General features: G+C 71.6%; 18 protein-coding genes and 1 pseudogene. 10 read left to right on the top strand and 9 right to left on the bottom strand.

All coding sequences use genetic code 11. The features are described 5' to 3' along the window. Positions 1 to 57: 57 nt before the first annotated feature. A pseudogene (locus ABZT04_RS42800) lies at positions 58 to 153 on the top strand (universal stress protein); the annotation flags it as partial. A gap of 7 nt (positions 154 to 160) precedes the next feature. Here the strand turns inward: ABZT04_RS42800 and ABZT04_RS42795 are convergent. After that, positions 161 to 946, bottom strand: coding sequence for a TIM barrel protein (locus ABZT04_RS42795; protein ID WP_356065192.1), 786 nt, complete (start codon positions 944 to 946; stop codon positions 161 to 163). 168 nt (positions 947 to 1,114) lie between these two features. Here ABZT04_RS42795 and ABZT04_RS42790 point away from each other — a divergent pair, with 168 nt between their 5' ends. Next, positions 1,115 to 2,149: a LacI family DNA-binding transcriptional regulator gene (locus ABZT04_RS42790; protein WP_356065189.1), complete on the top strand. Its 1,035-nt coding sequence runs from the start codon at positions 1,115 to 1,117 to the stop codon at positions 2,147 to 2,149. Here the strand turns inward: ABZT04_RS42790 and ABZT04_RS42785 are convergent. The 3 genes from ABZT04_RS42785 to ABZT04_RS42775 form a co-directional block, all read right to left on the bottom strand. Then, on the bottom strand, positions 2,138 to 3,373 hold the full coding sequence (locus ABZT04_RS42785; RefSeq protein WP_356065186.1) for a DUF4032 domain-containing protein: 1,236 nt from the start codon (positions 3,371 to 3,373) through the stop codon (positions 2,138 to 2,140). The genes ABZT04_RS42790 and ABZT04_RS42785 overlap by 12 nt on opposite strands. Positions 3,374 to 3,382: 9 nt before the next feature. Continuing rightward, positions 3,383 to 4,132: an MBL fold metallo-hydrolase gene (locus tag ABZT04_RS42780; protein ID WP_356065182.1), complete on the bottom strand. Its 750-nt coding sequence runs from the start codon at positions 4,130 to 4,132 to the stop codon at positions 3,383 to 3,385. 138 nt (positions 4,133 to 4,270) lie between these two features. Beyond that, a complete protein-coding gene (locus ABZT04_RS42775) occupies positions 4,271 to 4,900 on the bottom strand; it encodes an alpha-ketoglutarate-dependent dioxygenase AlkB (RefSeq protein WP_356065179.1) in 630 nt (209 codons plus the stop codon). A 132-nt stretch (positions 4,901 to 5,032) separates the two neighbouring features. Here ABZT04_RS42775 and ABZT04_RS42770 point away from each other — a divergent pair, with 132 nt between their 5' ends. Together ABZT04_RS42770 and ABZT04_RS42765 are read left to right on the top strand one after the other, a co-directional pair. After that, positions 5,033 to 5,659, top strand: coding sequence for a helix-turn-helix domain-containing protein (locus tag ABZT04_RS42770; RefSeq protein ID WP_356065176.1), 627 nt, complete (start codon positions 5,033 to 5,035; stop codon positions 5,657 to 5,659). 17 nt (positions 5,660 to 5,676) lie between these two features. Next, complete coding sequence (locus ABZT04_RS42765) at positions 5,677 to 7,350, top strand: FAD-binding dehydrogenase (RefSeq protein ID WP_356065173.1); 1,674 nt, start codon at positions 5,677 to 5,679, stop codon at positions 7,348 to 7,350. A gap of 22 nt (positions 7,351 to 7,372) precedes the next feature. Here the strand turns inward: ABZT04_RS42765 and ABZT04_RS42760 are convergent, their stop codons facing one another. Further along, positions 7,373 to 7,723, bottom strand: a complete 351-nt coding sequence (locus ABZT04_RS42760) for a DUF488 family protein (protein ID WP_356065170.1) — start codon at positions 7,721 to 7,723, stop codon at positions 7,373 to 7,375. Positions 7,724 to 7,890: 167 nt separating this feature from the next. On the opposite strand from ABZT04_RS42760, the gene ABZT04_RS42755 reads away from it, so the two are divergent. From ABZT04_RS42755 to ABZT04_RS42740, 4 genes are read left to right on the top strand one after another with little or no spacing between them, the layout of a single operon-like run. Then, a complete protein-coding gene (locus ABZT04_RS42755; RefSeq protein ID WP_356065167.1) occupies positions 7,891 to 9,315 on the top strand; it encodes a M1 family metallopeptidase in 1,425 nt (474 codons plus the stop codon). A gap of 41 nt (positions 9,316 to 9,356) precedes the next feature. Then, positions 9,357 to 10,109 carry a L,D-transpeptidase family protein gene (locus ABZT04_RS42750; protein WP_356065164.1) on the top strand — a complete coding sequence of 251 codons (753 nt, stop codon included), beginning with the start codon at positions 9,357 to 9,359 and terminating at the stop codon, positions 10,107 to 10,109. An 18-nt stretch (positions 10,110 to 10,127) separates the two neighbouring features. Continuing rightward, positions 10,128 to 10,835: a response regulator transcription factor gene (locus tag ABZT04_RS42745; RefSeq protein ID WP_356065162.1), complete on the top strand. Its 708-nt coding sequence runs from the start codon at positions 10,128 to 10,130 to the stop codon at positions 10,833 to 10,835. After that, on the top strand, positions 10,832 to 12,694 hold the full coding sequence (locus ABZT04_RS42740) for a HAMP domain-containing sensor histidine kinase (RefSeq protein WP_356065159.1): 1,863 nt from the start codon (positions 10,832 to 10,834) through the stop codon (positions 12,692 to 12,694). The genes ABZT04_RS42745 and ABZT04_RS42740 overlap by 4 nt, the downstream gene beginning before the upstream one ends. A 24-nt stretch (positions 12,695 to 12,718) precedes the next feature. Here ABZT04_RS42740 and ABZT04_RS42735 read toward each other — a convergent pair whose 3' ends face one another. After that, positions 12,719 to 13,618, bottom strand: a complete 900-nt coding sequence (locus ABZT04_RS42735; RefSeq protein ID WP_356065201.1) for a LysR family transcriptional regulator ArgP — start codon at positions 13,616 to 13,618, stop codon at positions 12,719 to 12,721. Between the two features lie 69 nt (positions 13,619 to 13,687). Between ABZT04_RS42735 and ABZT04_RS42730 the strand changes: the two genes are divergently transcribed. Then, the gene (locus ABZT04_RS42730; RefSeq protein WP_356065156.1) at positions 13,688 to 14,299 is read left to right on the top strand and encodes a LysE/ArgO family amino acid transporter; all 612 of its coding nucleotides are present in this window, start codon (positions 13,688 to 13,690) and stop codon (positions 14,297 to 14,299) included. 79 nt (positions 14,300 to 14,378) lie between these two features. After that, on the top strand, positions 14,379 to 15,683 hold the full coding sequence (locus ABZT04_RS42725; protein ID WP_356065154.1) for an MFS transporter: 1,305 nt from the start codon (positions 14,379 to 14,381) through the stop codon (positions 15,681 to 15,683). Positions 15,684 to 15,691: 8 nt separating this feature from the next. Here the strand turns inward: ABZT04_RS42725 and ABZT04_RS42720 are convergent, their stop codons facing one another. From ABZT04_RS42720 to ABZT04_RS42710, 3 genes are all read right to left on the bottom strand, one after another. Continuing rightward, positions 15,692 to 16,141 carry a cyclic nucleotide-binding domain-containing protein gene (locus ABZT04_RS42720; RefSeq protein ID WP_356065151.1) on the bottom strand — a complete coding sequence of 150 codons (450 nt, stop codon included), beginning with the start codon at positions 16,139 to 16,141 and terminating at the stop codon, positions 15,692 to 15,694. A 249-nt stretch (positions 16,142 to 16,390) separates the two neighbouring features. Next, positions 16,391 to 16,570: a hypothetical protein gene (locus ABZT04_RS42715; protein WP_356065149.1), complete on the bottom strand. Its 180-nt coding sequence runs from the start codon at positions 16,568 to 16,570 to the stop codon at positions 16,391 to 16,393. A gap of 28 nt (positions 16,571 to 16,598) precedes the next feature. Further along, positions 16,599 to 18,848 (bottom strand): FUSC family protein, encoded by a 2,250-nt coding sequence (locus ABZT04_RS42710; RefSeq protein WP_356065147.1) that lies wholly within the window; start codon positions 18,846 to 18,848, stop codon positions 16,599 to 16,601. Between the last annotated feature and the right edge of the window lie 23 nt (positions 18,849 to 18,871).

Here is an 18,871-nt window from a genome sequence, read left to right as displayed (position 1 = left end):
TGACCACCATCGCCCTCGCGGTGGGCCTGGCCGTCACCGGCGGTCTGATCGCCGGCGCGATGGGCGGTGGGCGCGCGGATCGGCTCGGTCGCGCACGGGGTGCTGCACCACGCGGAGTGCCCGGTGGCCGTGGTGCCGTCGCCTCAGGCCTGAACCCGGGTCAGACGGTGAACGCGGTGCGGAAGCGGTCCAGGGCGCGTTCGCTGTCGCCGTCCGAGGCCCAGGCCTCCATCGCGACCGTGCCGTCGTAGCCGAGGTCGGTGAGGGCGCGGGCGATCGCCGGGTAGTTGATCTCGCCGGTGCCGGGCTCCTGGCGGCCGGGTACGTCCGCCACCTGGATCTCGCCGATCAGGTTCAACAGGTGGGCCCTGCGGACGAGTTCGATGAGGTTTCCCTCGCCGATCTGGGCGTGGTAGAGGTCCAGGTTCATGCGCAGACCGGGGCGGTCCACGGCGGCGACCAGGGCCAGGGTGTCGGCGGCCGTCCCGAAGGGGACGCCGGGGTGGTCGACCGCGGAGTTGAGGTTCTCCAGCGTGAAGGTGACACCGTTGCTCTCACCCAGCTCGGCGAGGCGGGTGAGGGTGCGGTGGGCGGCGATCCACATCGGGCCGGTGGGCTCGCCGCGTACCGGGACCACCGGCAGGCCCTCGGAGTCGAGCCCCGTGCCGTGCAGGTTGAGCCGGGGGCAGCCGAGTTGGTCGGCGGCCTTGACCGACTCCTCGGCGGTGCGCAGGAGTTCGTCGGCGCCCGCCTCGTCGGTGAGGCTGCCCCGGATGTAGCCCGTCATCGAGGAGAACTCGGCCGGGGTCCGCGCGAGCGCGTCCAGGTCGTGCCGGGTCCAGTCCCAGATCTCGACCTGGAAACCGGCCTCGTGGACGCGCCGCGCCCGCTCGTGGATCGGCAGGTCCCGGAAGACCATCTCGGCACAGACCGCCAAGGTGTACATGACTTGCTCGCCCTCTTCTAGAACGTTCTAGACGGCAGTAGTACGCCATCGCCCGATGTCCGTGTCAAGGCTTCGCGGGGGAGAGGTTCTAGAACGTTGCAGAACCGTCCCGAGCAGCTACGATCCTCCGGACGAACCCACCCCGACGCCTCGACCGGGAGGACATCCGTGCCGGCCAACTCCGCGGTGCCCGACGGCAAGCGGCCCACCCTGGCCCATGTCGCGGCCCGCGCGGGCGTGTCCGTCGCGCTGGTCTCCATCGTGATGCGCGGTGCCTACGGCGCCAGCGCCACCACGCGTGAGCGGGTCCTCAAGGCCGCCGAGGAGATCGGTTACCGGCCCGACACCCGGGCCAGGGTGCTGCGCAGCAACCGCTCACGCCTGCTCGGCGTGCAGTTCGGGCTGCGCCATCCCTTCCACACCGACCTGGTGGAGGGCATCTACGCCGCCGCCGAGCCCGCCGGTTACCAGGTCGCCCTCAGCGCGGTCGCGCCCACCCGCGGTGAGCGGCAGGCCGTGGAGGCGCTGCTCGCCGACCGGTGCGAGGCGCTCGTCCTGCTCGGCCCCGAGGTCCCGGCCGCCCGCCTCGCGCACCTGGCGACCCAGGTGCCGGTGGTCTCGGTGGCCCGGCGGCTGCGGCCCGCCCCGCCCGCCGTGGACGTCGTCCGCACCGCCGACGACGAGGGCGCCCGCCAGGCCGTGGACCACCTCGTCGCGCTCGGCCACCGGACCGTCGTCCACATCGACGGCGGCCGGGCGCCCGGCGCCGCCGACCGCCGCCGCGGCTACCGCACCGCGATGCGCCGGCACGGCCTCGCCGAGCACGTCCACGTCGTGCCGGGCGGGCCCACCGAGGAGGACGGCGCCCGGGCGGCCCGCGCCCTGCTGGCGGAGAAGTCCCGCGCCGACGCGGTCCTCGCCTTCAACGACCGCTGCGCCACGGGCGTCCTCGACACCTTCCTGCGGGCCGGTGTCACCGTCCCCGGCGAGATCTCCGTGGTCGGCTTCGACGACACCAGCCTGTCCCGGCTCGCCCACATCGACCTCACCACCGTCGCCCAGGACGTCCCCCGTCTCGCGGAGCTCTCCGTGGGCCGCGTGATCGCCCGGCTGGACGGGACGGAGGTACCGGACGGCGAGCAGGTCGTACCGCCCCGCCTCGTCGTGCGGGGCACCACGGCCCCGCCCGGGTCACTCCGGTGAGGTCGGCTCCAGGGTCTCGCGGGCCTTCGGCAGGATGTTCTTGATGTAGTCCGAGACCACCGTGTCCAGGTCGATGTCGTGCTGGGCCCGCTCGGCGAGATACCAGCGGTGTTCGAGCAGCTCGTGGTAGATCTCGGCCGGGTCCATCGAGCCGCGCAGTTCGAGCGGCACGGCGCGCACGGTCGGCCGGAACACATCCCGCACCCACCGGTGCGCGAGCACCTCGGGCCGGGCGGCGAGCGGATCGCCCGGGGCGTAGTCGTCCTGGGTGGCCATCCAGCTCTCCAGGTCGTTGAGCAGCCGCCGCGCCTGGTTCTCCTCGGCGTCCAGCCCGGTCAGGCGCAGCAATTGACGCTGGTGGTGGCCCGCGTCGACGACCTTGGGCACGAAGGTGACCGTGTCGCCGTTCGAGGAGTGCTCGATCTGCATCTCGGCGACGTCGAAGCCGAGTTCGTTCAGGCGCCGGATCCGGCGTTCGATAAAGTGGTACTTGCCCGCCGGATACACCGAGACCCGGGTCAGCTCCTCCCACAGGCTCTGGTACCTGGCGCAGATCTCCATGCCGAACTCGATCGGGTCGACGGCCGGGTGCAGCGCCCCGGACGCCTCCAGGTCGAGCAGTTCCCCGCTGATGTTCACGCGGGCGAGGTCGAGGTCGTACTCCCGCTGCCCGTCGCTCAGCCGCGGGTGTAGATCGCCGGTCTCCGCGTCCACCAGATACGCGGCGTAGGCGCCCGCGTCCCGCCGGAACAGCGTGTTGGACAGCGAGCAGTCGCCCCACGCGAACCCGGCCAGGTGCAGCCGCACCAGCAGCACCGCGAGCGCGTCCATCAGCCGGTGCATGGTGGCCGGGCGCAGCGTCGTCTCGAACATCGAGCGATACGGCATCGAGCCGCCCAGATGCCGGGTGATCAGCACCGGCTCCAGTGGCTCACCGGCGGAGTCGGCGCGACCGGTGACCACGGCGAGGGGGTCGACGGCCGGGATGCCGAGCCGGTCCAGGTCGCGCAGCAGCTCGTACTCGCGCAGCGCGGGCCGTTCCGCCAGCTCCTTGACGGCTATCACCTCGCTGCCGGCGCGGGCGTAGCGGACCACGTGGCGGGAGATGCCGCGCGGCAGGGGCACCAGGTATGCGTCGGGCCACTCCTCCAGGGGAACGTCCCACGGGAGTTCCAGCAGGAGGACCGGGTGCTCCGGGTTGGTCGCGTTGATCTGCAGGGCCATGGGGCGACCTTAGAGCGCGTGTTCGCGGGCGCGCTGTGCCGCTCCACGGACCGGACCGGTGTGCACGGGGCCGTGGCCGGGCAGCAGCGTGTCGGCGTCCAGCGCTTCGAGGACGTCCAGCGAGGCCACGGCACGGTCGCGCTCGTGATGGAACATGTCGGGCAGCAGTTGCGGACCCTTGATCCGCGAGGTGGGGTGGCCGCTCACCAGGGCGTCCCCGGAGATGACGATCCCGCGGTCGGGGAGGTGGAAGACACAGTGCCCGCTCGTGTGGCCGGGGGTGTGCACGGGGACGGGCCGGCCGGGCAGGTCGAGCGGGCCGCCCGCGCCGGGGAACGCCTCGGCCGTAGCGACCGGGTGCTGCTCGGTGCCTCCGACGCGGATGGTGTGCACCATCCACGGCAGCACTCCCGGACGCCAGACGTTCCTCAGTACGTCCGCGACGGTCACCTGCTGGAGGAACTCCCGGCGGGCGTGCGGCACTTCGGCCTCGTGCGCGTAGACGGGCGTGCCGTGGGCGCTGTGCAGGTACTCGGCCGAACCGAGGTGGTCGTTGTGGGCGTGGGTGATCAGCACCGCCGCGACCGCCTTCGGTGAACTCCCCACCTGCTTGAGGGAGTCGAGTACGAGCTCGCGGTCCCCGGGGTAGCCGGTGTCCACCAGCGTGGCCGTGTCACCGTCCTTGAGGATCACCCAGTTGGTGTTGCTGCCGTGCACCAGGTAGGTGCCGTCGGCGACTTGGTGTACTTCTGCCCGCATGACCGTCCCTTGCGTGGTGGTGCGTACGGGGACAGCCAACCAGACGTGCGTGTTCCCGGCGCGCGCGGGGGAAGCCGCCTCCGGCACCGTCCGCCGGAGGCGGCCCCCGCGTGCCTCCGAAGCGGCCGCCTCTCCGCCTCAGCGCACGCCGTGCGGGCGGAACTGCACGCTGATGCGTCCTCCCGCGGCTCGGGTGGTCTTGGGGACGCAGTGCTCCCAGGTCCGCTGACAGGAACCGCCCATCACGATCAGGTCGCCGTGCCCCAGCGGGCGTCGCACCGACTCGCCGCCGCGCACCGGACGCAGCAGCAGATCACGGGGCGTGCCCACGGAGAGGATCGCCACCATCGTGTCCTCGCTCGCACCCCGCCCGATCCGGTCGCCGTGCCAGGCCACACTGTCCCGGCCGTCCCGGTAGTAGCACAGCCCGGAGGTCGCGAACGGTTCGCCCAACTCCCGCGCGTAGTACGCCGAGAGCGCGTTCCGCGCCTCGGCCAGCACCGGGTGCGGCAACGCGTCGTCGGCGTCGTAGAAGGCGAGCAGTCGTGGTACGGCCACCTCCCGGTCGTACATCTGACGGCGCTCCGCGCGCCACGGCACCTCTGCGGCCAGTTCCTCGAAGAGGGCGTCGGCACCCGCGAGCCACGCGGGCAGCACGTCGATCCAGGCGCCGAGACCCAGTGCGGTACGGCGCATCCCGTCGAGGGAGCCGAGGCGGGGCCGGTCGGTCTGGTCGAAGAGGGAGCCCTGGAGGTGGTGCGCGGTCATGGAACCAGCGTACTCCTGATTCGAAAATCTGTTCCCATAAAAATCGCACGGAGCCTGGCCTGTGGGCTTTCGATACATCGGTGTATCGGATACATTCGCGCATCGAACAGCGGACGTACGGAGGGACCGGGCATGGCGGCGGAGGCGACGGCCAAGCGCGTGACCAGACGCCGGGTCCGCACGCGCGCCAATCTGCTGGACGCCGCCTTCGCCGTGTTCGCCGCGAAAGGGTTCGGCCGGGTCTCCATCGAAGAGGTCTGCGAGGCAGCCGGCTACAGCAGGGGCGCCTTCTACTCGAACTTCGGCACCCTGGACGAGCTGTTCTTCGCCCTCTACCAGGAGCGGGCCGACCTGATCGCCGACCAGGTGGCCGGCGCGCTCGCCCTCGACGGTCCCGACCTCGACGTGCCCGCCGCCGTGGACCGCGTCACCGACGTGCTCCTCCTCGACCTGGACTGGCTCCTGGTGAAGACCGACTTCCTGGTGCACGCGGCCCGGGACGCCGAGGTCGCGCAGACCCTGCTGGACCACCGGGCGCGACTGCGCGGGGCGATCGCGCACCGGCTCATCCGCGCCCGGGGCCGGGCCGAACTCCCCGCCGTGCTCGGCGACGTCGACGCGGCGGCACACGCCGTGGTCGCCGCCTACGACGGAGTCACCACCCAACTGCTGCTGGACAAGGACGTGGAGCACGCCCGCGTCTGGCTCAAACAACTACTCACCGCCCTGCTGACCGACGGCAGCGGCACATCCGAATGAGGAAGGCGGCGAACGCCATGGACGCGGACGTCATCGTGGTCGGAGCGGGTCTCGCGGGACTGGTCGCGGCCCATGAACTGACCAGCCGGGGACGCCGGGTCGCGCTCGTCGACCAGGAGAACGCCGCCAACCTCGGCGGGCAGGCGTTCTGGTCCTTCGGCGGCCTGTTCCTCGTCGACTCCCCGGAGCAGCGCCGCCTCGGCATCAAGGACTCCTTCGACCTGGCCTGGAGCGACTGGCAGGGCAGCGCCGGCTTCGACCGGGTCGACGACGAGGACGCGTGGGCGGTGCGCTGGGCGCGCGCCTACGTCGAGTTCGCGGCCGGCGAGAAGCGGCCCTGGCTGGAGAGCCACGGCATCAAGCTGCTGCCCACGGTCGGCTGGGCGGAACGCGGCGACCTGCGCGCCCACGGACACGGCAACTCCGTCCCGCGCTTCCACGTCACCTGGGGCACCGGCACCGGAGTCGTCGAACCCTTCGTCGATTACGCGCGCCAGGCCGCCCGCGACGGACTGCTCACCTTCTACCACCGCCACCAGGTCGACGAGCTGGTCGTGGCCGAGGGCGAGGCGCGCGGCGTCCGCGGCACGGTCCTCGCCCAGGACGACTCGCCGCGGGGCGTCGCCTCCAGCCGCGAGGCGATCGGAGCCTTCGAACTCACCGCCCAGGCCGTGATCGTCACCACCGGCGGCATCGGCGCCGACCACGACATCGTCCGCCGCTACTGGCCCGAGCGCCTCGGCACCCCGCCCGCCGAGATGGTCACCGGCGTACCGGCCTACGTCGACGGGCGGATGCTCGACATCAGCGCCGAGGCGGGCGTACGACTGGTCAACCGTGACCGCATGTGGCACTACACCGAGGGCGTGCGGAACTGGGACCCGGTCTGGCCCGGCCACGGCATCCGCATCCTGCCCGGCCCGTCCTCCCTGTGGTTCGACGCCCTCGGACGCCGCCTGCCCGACCCGTGCCTGCCGGGCTACGACACCCTCAACACCCTCAAGTACCTGCGCACGACAGCGGACTTGGCGGAGCACGACCACTCCTGGTTCATCCTCACCCAGAAGATCATCGAGAAGGAGTTCGCGCTGTCGGGCTCCGAGCAGAACCCCGACATCACCGCCAAGGACAAGAAGGCGGTCCTGCGCGACCGGCTCCTCGGCAAGGGCGCTCCTGGTCCGGTGGACGCATTCCTGCGCAAGGGCGCGGACTTCGTGACCGCCGGCAATCTGGAGCAACTGGTCGAGAAGATGAACCAGTTGACCGACAAGCCGCTCCTGGACGCGGCCGTGCTGCGCCGCCAGATCGTGGCCCGTGACCTCCAGATGGCCAACCCGTACAGCAAGGACTCGCAGATCCAGGGCATCCGCAACGCCCGCCGCTACATCGGCGACCGGCTGGGCCGCGTCGCCACCCCGCACCGCATCCTCGACCCCGCCGCGGGACCGCTGATCGGCGTCAAGCTGCACGTCCTGACCCGCAAGACCCTCGGCGGCATCCAGACCGACCTCGACTCACGCGCGCTGGCCGCCGACGGACAGCCGATCGGCGGCCTCTACGCGGCGGGCGAGGTGGCCGGCTTCGGCGGTGGTGGCGTCCATGGCTACAACGCCCTGGAAGGCACCTTCCTCGGCGGCTGCCTCTTCTCCGGTCGCGCGGCGGGACGCGCGGCGGCCAAGCAGACGGCCTGACCGGGCGCTCCGGCCCGTCTCCTCAGTCGTCGAGGAGGCGGGCCAGCACCGAGGCGTGGCTCTCCTGGGGAGACCTGACCGCCGTCAGCAGGGTCACCGGCCCCATACGGACCAAGTTCCGCAGCGTGTGCAGGAGTTCGGCCGCCTCGGGCGCGGCGAGCTCCGCCTCGTAACGGCTGCTGAACTCCTCGGGGGACCCCTCGCCCGCGTGGTACCAGCGGCGCAGTTCGGCGGACGGGGTGAGGGCCTTGGGCCACTCGTCGACGCGGGCCGCGTCCTTGGACAGACCGCGCGGCCACAGCCGGTCGACCAGGACACGCACTCCGTCCTCCGGCTCGGGCGGATCGTAGACACGGCGCACGCGGACGGTCACGGGCAGGGCTCCCTCGGGCGGCGGTGGTGCGGCGAGCCTACGACCGGGCACACACCCGGCGTGGCGGCGACGCGGCGTAACTTGACCTGAATGAGAGGGATTCCGGTCGAGGCCGCCGCCTAGTCTCTGAGACGGATGATCACCCCCCTCACCCTGTAGGAGCGCATGTGACGCACCTCCGGCAGCAGTCCACAAGACGCACCGCTGGCCTCCGGCGCGGCGCCGTCGTCGGAACCGTCCCCGTCGCCGTCGCGGCCCTGCTCGCGGCGGCCTCGCCCGCGGGCGCGACGACGATCGGCTCGTCCGGCGCGGGAGACCCGTACTTCCCGCTCTCCGGCAACGGCGGCTACCACGTCGCCCACTACGGCCTGACGCTCCGTTACGACCCGGCGAGCCACCACCTCGACGGCACCGCGGTCCTCACCGCCCGCGCCACCGGGAAGCTCACCCGCTTCGACCTCGACTTCCAGGGCCTGAAGGTCACCGGCCTGACGGTGGACCACGTCAAGGCAGGCTTCCGCCGCGACGGACAGGAACTCGTCGTCACCCCGCGCAGGACCCTGCGCAAGGGCCAGGAGTTCCAGGTCACCGTCACCTACAACGGCACCCCCAAGCAGGTCACCGACCCGGACGGCTCGGCGGACGGCTGGATCACCACCGACGACGGCGCCTTCGTGGCCGGCGAGCCGCAGGGCGCGATGACGTGGTTCCCGGCGAACAGCCACCCCAAGGACAAGTCGTCGTACGACTTCACGATCACCGTGCCGCAGGGCCGCACCGCGGTCGCCAACGGCGTGCTCCTCGGGCAGCGGACCGCCCATGGGAAGACCACGTTCCGCTGGCACGCGCCCGAGCCGATGGCCGCCTACCTCGCCACCGCCACGGTCGGCAAGTTCAAGGTCGAGCAGTACACCACCCGCGACGGCGTCAAGGTGTACAACGCCGTCGACCCCCGCGAGGCCACCGCCGCCGCACCCGTCCTGAAGCAACTGCCCTCCGTCCTGGAGTGGGAGAGCAAGCTGTTCGGCCCGTATCCGTTCCGCTCGGCCGGGTCGATCGTCGACCACGCACCGGACGTCGGCTACGCCCTGGAGACGCAGGGGCGGCCGATCTACGACTCGGCGCCGGACATCTCCACCCTCGTGCACGAGAACGCCCACCAGTGGTTCGGGGACTCCGTCTCCCTCACCGCCTGGAAGGACATCTGGCTCAACGAGGGCTTCGCGACCTACGCGGAGTGGCTCTACGCCGAGCAGCACGGCGGCAAGAGCGCCCAGCAGACCTTCGACGCGCTCTACGCCCGCAAGGCGACCGACGACCTGTGGGCGTTCCCGCCCGGCGACCCGGGCAGCGGCGCCGACATCTTCGGGACGCCGGTGTACGACCGCGGGGCCATGGCCCTGCACGAACTGCGCCTGGCCGTCGGCGACAAGACCTTCTTCGCGATCCTCCGCGCCTGGGCCGGCGACCACCGCTACGGGCACGGCACCACCGCACAGTTCATCAGCCTTGCGGAGAAGAAGTCGGGGAAGAAGCTGGACGTTCTGTTCCACACCTGGCTCTACACGAAAGGGAAACCGGCCCAACCGTAGGAGCTGACGAGTTCCTCACATGTGTCGGTCATCGTCGACTCATGATCACTCGTATGTCCCCGGTCGCACTGGTCGCCGTATCCGTTCTCCTCACGGGTTGCGGCGGCGGTGCGCTGGCGGCGACGGACCACCCGTCCGCCGCCGCTCCCGCCGCCGCCCCCGCGGCCTCGCCCTCGCCGTCGTCGGAGATATCCGCGGAGTCGGCGCCCCGGCAACTGCCGGGCGTGGGGGCCAAGACGCTGGCCCGGATACCCGCCGACACCCGACAGGTCGTCCTCGTGACCGGCCGCGGCAAGGACTCCCCCCTCTCCACACTCGCCCTGTACGAGCGCACGGACACCGGCTGGCAACCGGTCGCGAGCTGGGCCGCGCACAACGCGCTCAAGGGCTGGTCGGACCACCACATGTCCGGTGACCTCCGCTCGCCGATCGGTGTCTACTCGCTCACAGACGCGGGCGGGCTGCTCAAGGACCCGGGCACCAAACTGTCGTACGACCAGGGGACGGGCTTCACCTCGCCCGGCATCGGCTTCGAGGGCGAGTCGCTGGCCGGCTCCTTCGACTATGTGATCGCCATCAACTACAACCGGCAGCCCGGCACTTCACCCCTCGACTGGACCCGCCCCCTCGGCTCCTCGCGGGGCGGCGGCATCTGGATCCACGTCGACCACGGCGGCCCCACCCACGGCTGTGTCAGCATCGCCGAGAACCACATGAAGGAACTCCTGCACACCCTGGACCCCGCTCAGCACCCCGTCGTCGTCATGGGCGACGCCGCCTCCCTCTCCCACTGACCGCCTAGGATCCGCCGAGTGTGCGCACATGTGCTGGTCGCCGAGGACGACGAGATGCAGGCCGAGCTGATCCGCCGCTCCCTGCTGACGGAAGGCCACACCGCGACCGTGGTCCACGACGGGGCCGCCGCCATCGCGGCGGCGCGGGAACTGCGACCCGACCTCGTGGTGCTCGACCTCATGCTGCCCGTGATCGACGGCTTCGGGGTGTGCCGGGTGCTGCGCGGCGCGGAGGACGGCACGGACATCCCCGTCCTGATGCTGACCGCCCGCTCCACCGAGGACGACGTCCTGCTCGGCCTGGAACTGGGCGCGGACGACTACATGACCAAGCCGTACAGCCCCCGCGAGTTGATGGCCCGCATCCGCACCGTACTGCGGCGCAGCGGCCGGACCACCGAGGACCGCCAGGAGGACACCGTCGTACGGGCGGCGGGTCTGTCCGTCGATCCGGTACGGCACGAGGTGCGCTGCGACGGGGCGCCGGTGGACTGCACACCGGCCGAGTTCGAGATCCTGCTCGCGATGACCACCGAGCCCGAACGGGTCTTCTCCCGGCGGCAGTTGCTGCAGTGCACCCGGGGCCTGGACCGGGCGTCCACGGAACGGGCGGTCGACGTCCACATCATGAATCTGCGCAGGAAGATAGAGGCCGACCCGCGTCGGCCGGTCCGGCTGTTGACCGTGTTCGGCGTCGGCTACAAGCTGCGCGGCGGTCGCGCGTGAGACCCCGGATACCGCTGCGCAAGCGGCTCCTGGTTCGGCTGCTCGTCGCCACCGTGCTGATCGCTCTCTGCTCGGTCGGCGCGACCGCCTGGCTGGCGGTGGAGACCACCACCCGGGCCATCCAGGAGGAACAGGGGCAGGACCTCAGGGACGACATGCGCATCCTCGCGCAGCTCAGCGGATACGCCGCGGCGCACCCCGACTGGAAGGGCGTCGCACCCACCCTCCGCGCGCTGTCGAAGAAGATGGGCCGCCGTATCGCCCTCACCGCCTCCGACCGCACCCTCATCGCGGACTCCGCACCGCACGGCACCTCACTGCCGCCCCGCGCCGCCGCCACCGTCGACCCGCTGCACACCGACACCTACTCGGAACCCGGCGCACAGCGCAGCGGTGTCGATCCCCGGGTCGTCGGGCCGTACCGGCTGACGGCCGCCGAAAGCGCGCGGTTGGAGAAAGAGGCCAAGGAGCAGCAGCAGTGCTTCGCCAGGTTCGGCGTCGCGAAGAAGGTCACGACGACGCCGAGCGGCCGTCCCGTCCTCGCCGACACGGACGCGTCGGCGAGCGACGGCCCCGCACCCACCTCGGACGGCAGCGGCACCTCCGACTTCCTGCCCGAGAAGTGCGGCTACAACAGGCTCAACACGGCGACCGCCACCGAGGAGAAGGCGCTGGACGACCTGATGGCGGACGCCAAGGACTGCCTCAAGCAGACGAACGTCAAGGCCCTCAAGGTCGCGTACTACGGGGTCGACGTCACCGACAAGAACCTCGCCTCGCGCTACATCACCGCCCCGTACTCCAAGCTGCCCACAGTGGAGGCACGCGAGGCGCGTACCTGCCTGGACGACGCGCGCCGCGCCCAACTCGACCCCTACGTCGCGCCCGTGGCCGAACTGTTCCTGGGCGGAGGAGACACCACCGCGCCCCGCTTCGACGTCTCCCCGGCCAACAAGATCAAGGTCGTCGGCGCCGCCGCCGCGGTCCTCGCCCTCACCGTCCTGGTGACAGCCGTCGTCGCCACCCGGCTGGTACGCCCGCTGCGCGCGCTGACCGAAGCGGCCCAGCAGCCGCCGGAGCTGCACGTCCGGGTGCCGGTGCGGACCCGGGACGAGACCGGCATCCTGGCCGAGGCGTTCAACGACCTGACCGAGCGCCGGGAACGCATGGAGGCGCAGCGCAAGGCCATGGTCAGCGACATCGCCCATGAACTGCGCAGCCCCCTCACCAACATCCGCGGCTGGCTGGAGGTCACCCGCGACGGCTTCGTCGAACCCGACCCGGCACTGCTCGGCTCCCTGCACGAGGAGGCGATGGTCCTCCAGCGGGTCATCGACGACCTCCAGGACCTCGCCGCCGCCGACGCCGGCACCCTGCCCCTGCACCGCGAACCCGTGCGCGTCCAGGACCTCGTCGACCAGGTCGTCGCCGCCTACCACGTGGCCGCCGGCACGGCCGGGGTCGCCCTGACCGGCAAGTCGGACGACACCCTCTGGCTGGACGCCGACCCGGTCCGCATGCGCCAGGTGCTCGGCAACCTCGTCTCCAACGCCCTGCGCCACACACCGGTCGACGGCAGCGTCACCCTCACCGCGTGGCGCGACGGCGACGACATCGTCCTGACCGTCGCCGACACCGGCATCGGCATCGCGCCCGACGACCTCCCGCACGTCTTCGAGCGCTTCTGGCGCGCCGACCAGTCCCGCAGCCGACGCACCGGCGGCAGCGGCCTGGGCCTGTCCATCGTCCGGGACCTGATCGCCGCCCACAGCGGCACGGTCGAGGCGGCGAGCGAACCCGGCGCGGGTTCGGTCTTCACCGTGCGGCTGCCCAACTCCCGGGCACCGGAGGGGGGTTGACGTAACGTCAACTCCTCGGTGCCGCTAGCCCCGCAACGCCCGCCCCGCCGCCCCCGCGACCGCGTCCGCCACCGCCGCCAGCGCGGGTGAATTCAGCTTCCACTGCTGCCAGTACAGCGGTACGTCCACCGATCGACCCGGCGCGAAGTTCACCAGTCGCCCGGCGCTCAGCAGGGGAACCGCCTGCATCTCGGGCACCATGCCCCACCCCAGCCCGGCGGCGACGGATTCGACGAAGCCCTCCGAGGTCGGCACGAGATGCCGTACCGCGCTCGCCGCGCCCTTCCCGCGCCGCAGCCGCCGTACGAAGGCGTCCTGGAAGTCGTCTCGCCGATCGAAGGCGATCACCGGCGCCTCGGTCAGCGCGTCCCGCAGTGGCTCCGTCAGATACGTGTCCCTGAACTCCGGGTTCGCCACCGGGAGATAGCGCAAGCGCCCCAACGCCCGTACCGAGCAACCCGGTACGGCGTCCGGGGACGAGGTCACCGCAGCCATCACCAGGCCCTCGCGCAGCAGGGCCGCCGTATGGGCCTCGTCCTCGCGGCGCAGCTCGAAGCAGACCTTCAGCTCGCGCGGCACGCGGGTGAGCGCGCCCAGGAACCAGGTGGACAGCGAGTCCGCGTTCACCGCGACCGACACCCGCGTCGGCTCCCCGGCCCCGCTCATCCCCAGCTCGGCGCGCGCGTCCCGCTCCAGGCGGGCCAGTTGGCGGGCGAACCGGACGACCACCTCACCGGACTCGGTCGTCCGCACCGGCTTGGTGCGGAGCAGCAGAACCCGGCCCGTGCGCTGCTCCAGCGCCTTCACCCGCTGGCTGACCGCCGAGGGCGTCACATGCAGGGCGGTGGCCGCCGCGTCGAACGTGCCCTCGTCCACCACCGCGAGCAGCGTCCGCACCTGGTCGAGAGGCAGTTCCGAGACCATCACGAGAGCTAATGTTACGTAAGAATCTTTAGCTGTACTCCGGGTGTCGCTGTCCCTAGCGTCGACAGCGTGACCAACGCTCTGTCCGCCGCAGCCGCTGGCTTCGGCACCGGCCTCTCCCTCATCGTCGCCATCGGCGCCCAGAACGCCTTCGTCCTGCGCCAGGGCATCCGCCGCGACGCCGTCCTCGCCGTGGTCGGCATCTGCGCCCTGTCCGACGCGCTCCTCATCGCGCTCGGCGTCGGCGGGGTCGGCGCGATCGTGGTCGCCTGGCCGGGCGCGCTCAGGGCGGTCGGCCTGATCGGCGGCGCGTTCCTGCTCTGCTACGGCGTCCTCGCCGCCCGCCGGGTGTTCCGGCCCGGCGCACTGCACGTCGAGGGAGAAGGGACCGGTTCGCGCCGCCGGGCGGTCCTCACCTGTCTGGCGATGACCTGGCTCAACCCGCACGTCTATCTCGACACCGTCTTCCTGCTCGGGTCCATCGCCGCCGACCGGGGCGCGTTGCGCTGGACCTTCGGACTCGGCGCGGTGTGCGCAAGCGTCTGCTGGTTCACCGCGCTCGGCTTCGGCGCCCGGCTGCTGAGCCGCTTCCTCGCCAAGCCCTCGGCCTGGCGGGTGCTGGACGGTCTGGTCGCCGCGACGATGATCGGGCTCGGCGCAACTCTCGTCGCCGGAACCTGAGATCGCGGATTCGGCAGCCACAGGCGGTGCTGCGATAGTGAACCCTGGTCGAAAGATGTAACGAGCAACCAGGAAGCCAGTGGACACCAGCGAGAGCACCGACAGCGGCACCGAACCCGAGGCCGACAAGGACGCGGAACCGGCACCCCGACGTGGCTGGCGCCGCTGGGCGATGGACACCCGCCCGCTGCGCATCCCCGCCTACCGACGCCTGTGGTCCTCGACCATCGTCACTGCCGTCGGCAGCCAGCTCACCGCCGTAGCCGTACCCAAGCAGATCTACGACATCACCGGCTCCTCCGCCTGGGTCGGTGCCGCGAGTCTGGCCGGCCTGCTGCCGCTCATCGTGTTCGCGCTGTGGGGCGGGGCGATCGCCGACAGCATGGACCGCCGCAAGCTGCTGCTGATCACCAACAGCGGTATAGCCGTGACCTCGGTGCTGTTCTGGGTGCAGGCCGTCGTCGGGCTCGACTCGGTGGCCGCGCTGATGGTGCTGCTCGCGATGCAGCAGGCCTTCTGGGGCCTCAACGCGCCCGCCCGCAACGCCTCCATCGCCCGCCTGGTGCCCTCGGAGCAACTGGCCGCCGCCAACGCCCTCGGCTCGACCGTGATGCAGACCGGCCAGGTCGTCGGACCGCTCCTCGCGGGCGCGCTGATCCCGGTCATCGGCCTGCCCGAGCTGTATCTCATCGACGCGCTGGCGCTGTGCGTCACGCTCTGGGCGGTCGTCCGGCTGCCCTCGCTGCCGCCCCTGGCGTCCACGACACCGCGGCGCGCGGGCTGGCGGGAGATCGTCGCCGGATTCCGCTACATCTCGCTGCACAAGGTCCTGCTGCTGTCCTTCCTCGCCGACATCATCGCGATGGTCTTCGGCATGCCCCGCGCCCTGTTCCCGCAGCTCGCCGCCCAGACCTACGCGCCCTACGGCGAGGGGCTCGCGCTCGGCATGCTGTTCGCGGCGATCCCCATCGGGGCCGTCGTCGGCGGGCTGTTCTCCGGCACGTTCTCGCGGGCTCGGCGGCACGGCTGGATGGTGATCGGCGCGGTCGTCGCCTGGGGCGCGGCCATCACCGGGTTCGGGCTCAGTGGCAACCTGTGGATCGGGGTGGTGTTCCTCGCCGCCGCCGGAGTCGCCGACATGGTCTCCATGGTGTTCCGCGGGGCGATCCTGCTGTCCGCCGCCACCGACGAGATGCGCGGCCGTATGCAGGGTGTCTTCACCGTCGTCGTAGCGGGCGGCCCCCGCCTCGCCGACGTCCTGCACGGCACCGCGGGCTCGGCCTTCGGTGCCCGCACGGCGGTCGCCGGCGGCGGCATCCTGGTCGTGGTCATCATGCTGACCCTCGCCTTCACGGTCCCGGCGCTGCGCCGCTACCGCATCTGAGGGCACGCTCAGACATGCCGACGGAGCGCGTAGTGCTCCATCAGCTTGCCCCGGGTCAGCTCCAGCCGGTGCGCGAGGATCTCCGCGACGATCCGGACCAGGGAGAGCCCCAGCAGCGGATCCTCCACACACAGGGCGAGAACGGCCGCCGCGTCGAACTCGTAGGCCCGCACGGCACTGAACGCCTCCGCGCCGAAGTCCCACTGGTACGGCGGGAACAGCCACGACCAGCCGAGCAGATCGCCCGCGCCGAGACTGCCCACGGAGACCCGTTGCTGAGGCGTCACCCGCTGGTCGAGCGAGACCGCGCCGGAGCGGATCACCCAGAAACGGTCGGCCGTGCCGCCCGCCTCGAAGATCCGGGAGTCCTCGGCGAACGACACTTCCTGCGCGAGCTCCATCAGCCGTTCGCGCTGGGTCTGGGGCAGGGCGGTCAGCAGCTTTATCGCTTTGGTCATGGCACAGGGCTCCTCGCCGGCAGCGGATCCGGAATTCTCCCTACGCCCATTTGAGCCTCTGCCGACGCCCCGGGCACCTCGGGGGACGGAATCAGGGCATGAAAAAGCCCTGGCTGGACGGGGGAGACCAGCCAGGGCCGTAAACGGTGGCGCGGGGGACGGTACGGTCGACCCCGTGACCACGTATGAATGAACCGTAAACCATCGGTGGGCATTTCGTACCCGACTCAACGGGTCGCGTGACCTGTTTCACTTCACGGCATGCCGTCCGGGGGCCACGATCTCGTCCAGCACGCGCAGCACGACCTCGTAGGCCACTTCCCGCACCGGGTCGCCCTGCTCCGACCACGTGCGTGTTTCCCGGGCGGCGAAGGCCCGCGCCCGCTGGATGCGCCGCAACAGTTCGTCCGAGTCCACGACATCGCTCATGCCCATCGCCTACCCCCGCGCGCCCGGTTCATCGCGCCGGCTCCGCGATCGGCACGTCGAGCGGGCGGGCCAGCCCGACCACCGCCTCGTCCAGGCGCTGCAGGTGCCGCAGCACCCGGTCGGTGACCCGGCCGTAGCGCGGGGTCTCCGGGGTGCCTGGCCGCAGCAGGGACGCGACACTCGGCCCGGTCTCGATCCGGCCGACGGCGTCCTCACCGGCCACGTGCGCACCGATCACCTCGATGTTGTGCACGATCCGGCGGCCCGCCTCGCGCAGTCGCGGATCGGCCGCGATCGACGGATGTGTCGGCAACAGCTCGGCGGTCGCCGCCAGATACCGCGCGTGATAGGCACAGGTCTCCAGCAGCGCGACGACATACCTCGCGGTGTCCCGGCGCGCCCGCAACGGCGTGATCGGATGGGTCAACGGCTGCGTGGAGGCCCTGAGATCCGCCAGTGCCTGGTCCAAGTCCCTTGCCTTGTCCAGCAGTTCGACCGCGGCCCCGCCGCTGAGCTGGTCGACGGCGGCCTCGGTGACGTCCGCGAGCCGCGCCAGCACGGTCCCGAGGAGCTCGTTCGTACGGCGGTCCGTGTGCACCGGCAGCACCAGCGCCGCCGCCACCACCCCGCAGGCCGCGCCGAGCGCCGTCTCCTCGACCCGCAGCACCAGCACCGACGCGCTGTAGGTGTGCAGCAGGGTGTAGAGCAGGCCCAGCATCGCCGTGACGAAGAAGGACATCAGGGTGTACGACAGCGGTGCCGTGTAGAACATCGCGAAGACGAACAGCAGCACCAGCGCGAACGCCGTCCAGGTGTGGTGCCCGACCAGGCCCGCCAGACCGATACCGGCCACCACACCGAGGACCGTGCCGAGCAGCCGGCGGTAGCCCTTGACGAGGATCTCGCCGGTGGACGAGGTGTTGATGAACACGATCCAGCAGGTCAGCACCGCCCAGTACCAGCGCTGACCGGACAGGAACTCGCCGCCCACGATCGCCAGCGACGACCCCACCGCCACCTGCACCGCCGCCCGCGTCGTCGGCCGCCGCAGCCCCATCCGTTCCGCGTCCTCCCGCTCGGTCTCCTCGCTGCCCGCGATGACCGCGTCCTCCGCGTCCAGCTCCTCGCGCGAGCGGGTCGTCGCGGGGGTGTCCTCGGACTCGTCCTGCGGCCCGTCCATGGCGATCCGCAGCCCCAGCACCGCACGCGCGGCCTCGCCGATGCCCCGGAACACGTCCTGCACGGCGTCCGGGGCGGGTGGCAGGTTCTCCTCCTCGCGATAGCCCAGCAGCCGGTTGCGCACCCGGGCCAGCGCGGTGCCCGCGTCCGTGCCCGACGGCCGCAGCACGAGCAGGCGCAGCGCCTCGAGATCGCGGCGCAGGGTGTCGGTCGTCTCGTCGCGCACCGGCAGCGGGTCGGCGAGGGGGACCGGCGCGCCCGGCAGATGCAGGGTCAGGGTGTGTCCCCGCTCGGCGCTGCGTGCGGTCAGCAGGAGCAGCCCCAGCCGCTCGGCCGCGACCTCGGCATCCGCGATACGGCGCTGCACCAGCCGCGCCACCGCCTCGTCCGAGGTCCCGTCCTCCAGCCGGCCCTGGATCAGCAGCGCCGTCTCGTGCAGCCGCGCGGTCCCCTCCCGCACGTCGGCGAGCGCCTTCTCCATGTCGTCGGGACCGGCGTCGAGCAACGCGAGCTGCGCGGTGACGAGTTGGGCGAACCGCGCCCGGAACGCCCGTCGCAACCGGTCCAGCGTCCCGGCCGGTGTCTGAGGCACCAGCGCGAACCGCACCAGCGCACTGCACGCGAAGGCGACACCGATCACGCCGTACAGCACCGGCAGGACGGAGACGGTGGCGCCGACGAACAGGGACAGGAAGTAGATCTGGAAGCCGATCAGCCCGAGCGCGGTGCCGCGGTCGCCGAACCGGCGGCTGTAGACCGCGCCGAAGATCAGCAGGACGAAGAAGACGTCACCGGCGACCACCCGCGAGTTCAGCAGCGCGCTCAGCGACACCGAGGCCAGCGCCACCGGCAGACCGAGCGCGAGCGTCACCGCCTGCCGCCCGCGCCGCTTCTCGCGGATGGCGAACGTGGAGACCATCGCCGCCATCGCCCCGGCCACCAGATGCGGCACCGAGGCATGGAGCAGGGAGAGCACGGCCAGCGTGAGCGCGATCGAGGTCACCGTCCGCAGTCCGGCCGTCAGCCGCAGCAGCCCGGGATCGGACGCCGCGACGCGATCCCGCACCCGTGCCCACGCCGCCCGTCCCGCTGCCCTCACGCCGCCTTACTCTCCCCGGGTTC

The organism is Streptomyces sp. NPDC005492 (genome assembly GCF_040605995.1).
In the GTDB taxonomy this organism is placed as follows: Bacteria; Actinomycetota; Actinomycetes; order Streptomycetales; family Streptomycetaceae; genus Streptomyces.
Note: the sequence above shows the minus strand (reverse complement) of the source record. Positions and strands in the feature narration are given on the sequence as shown.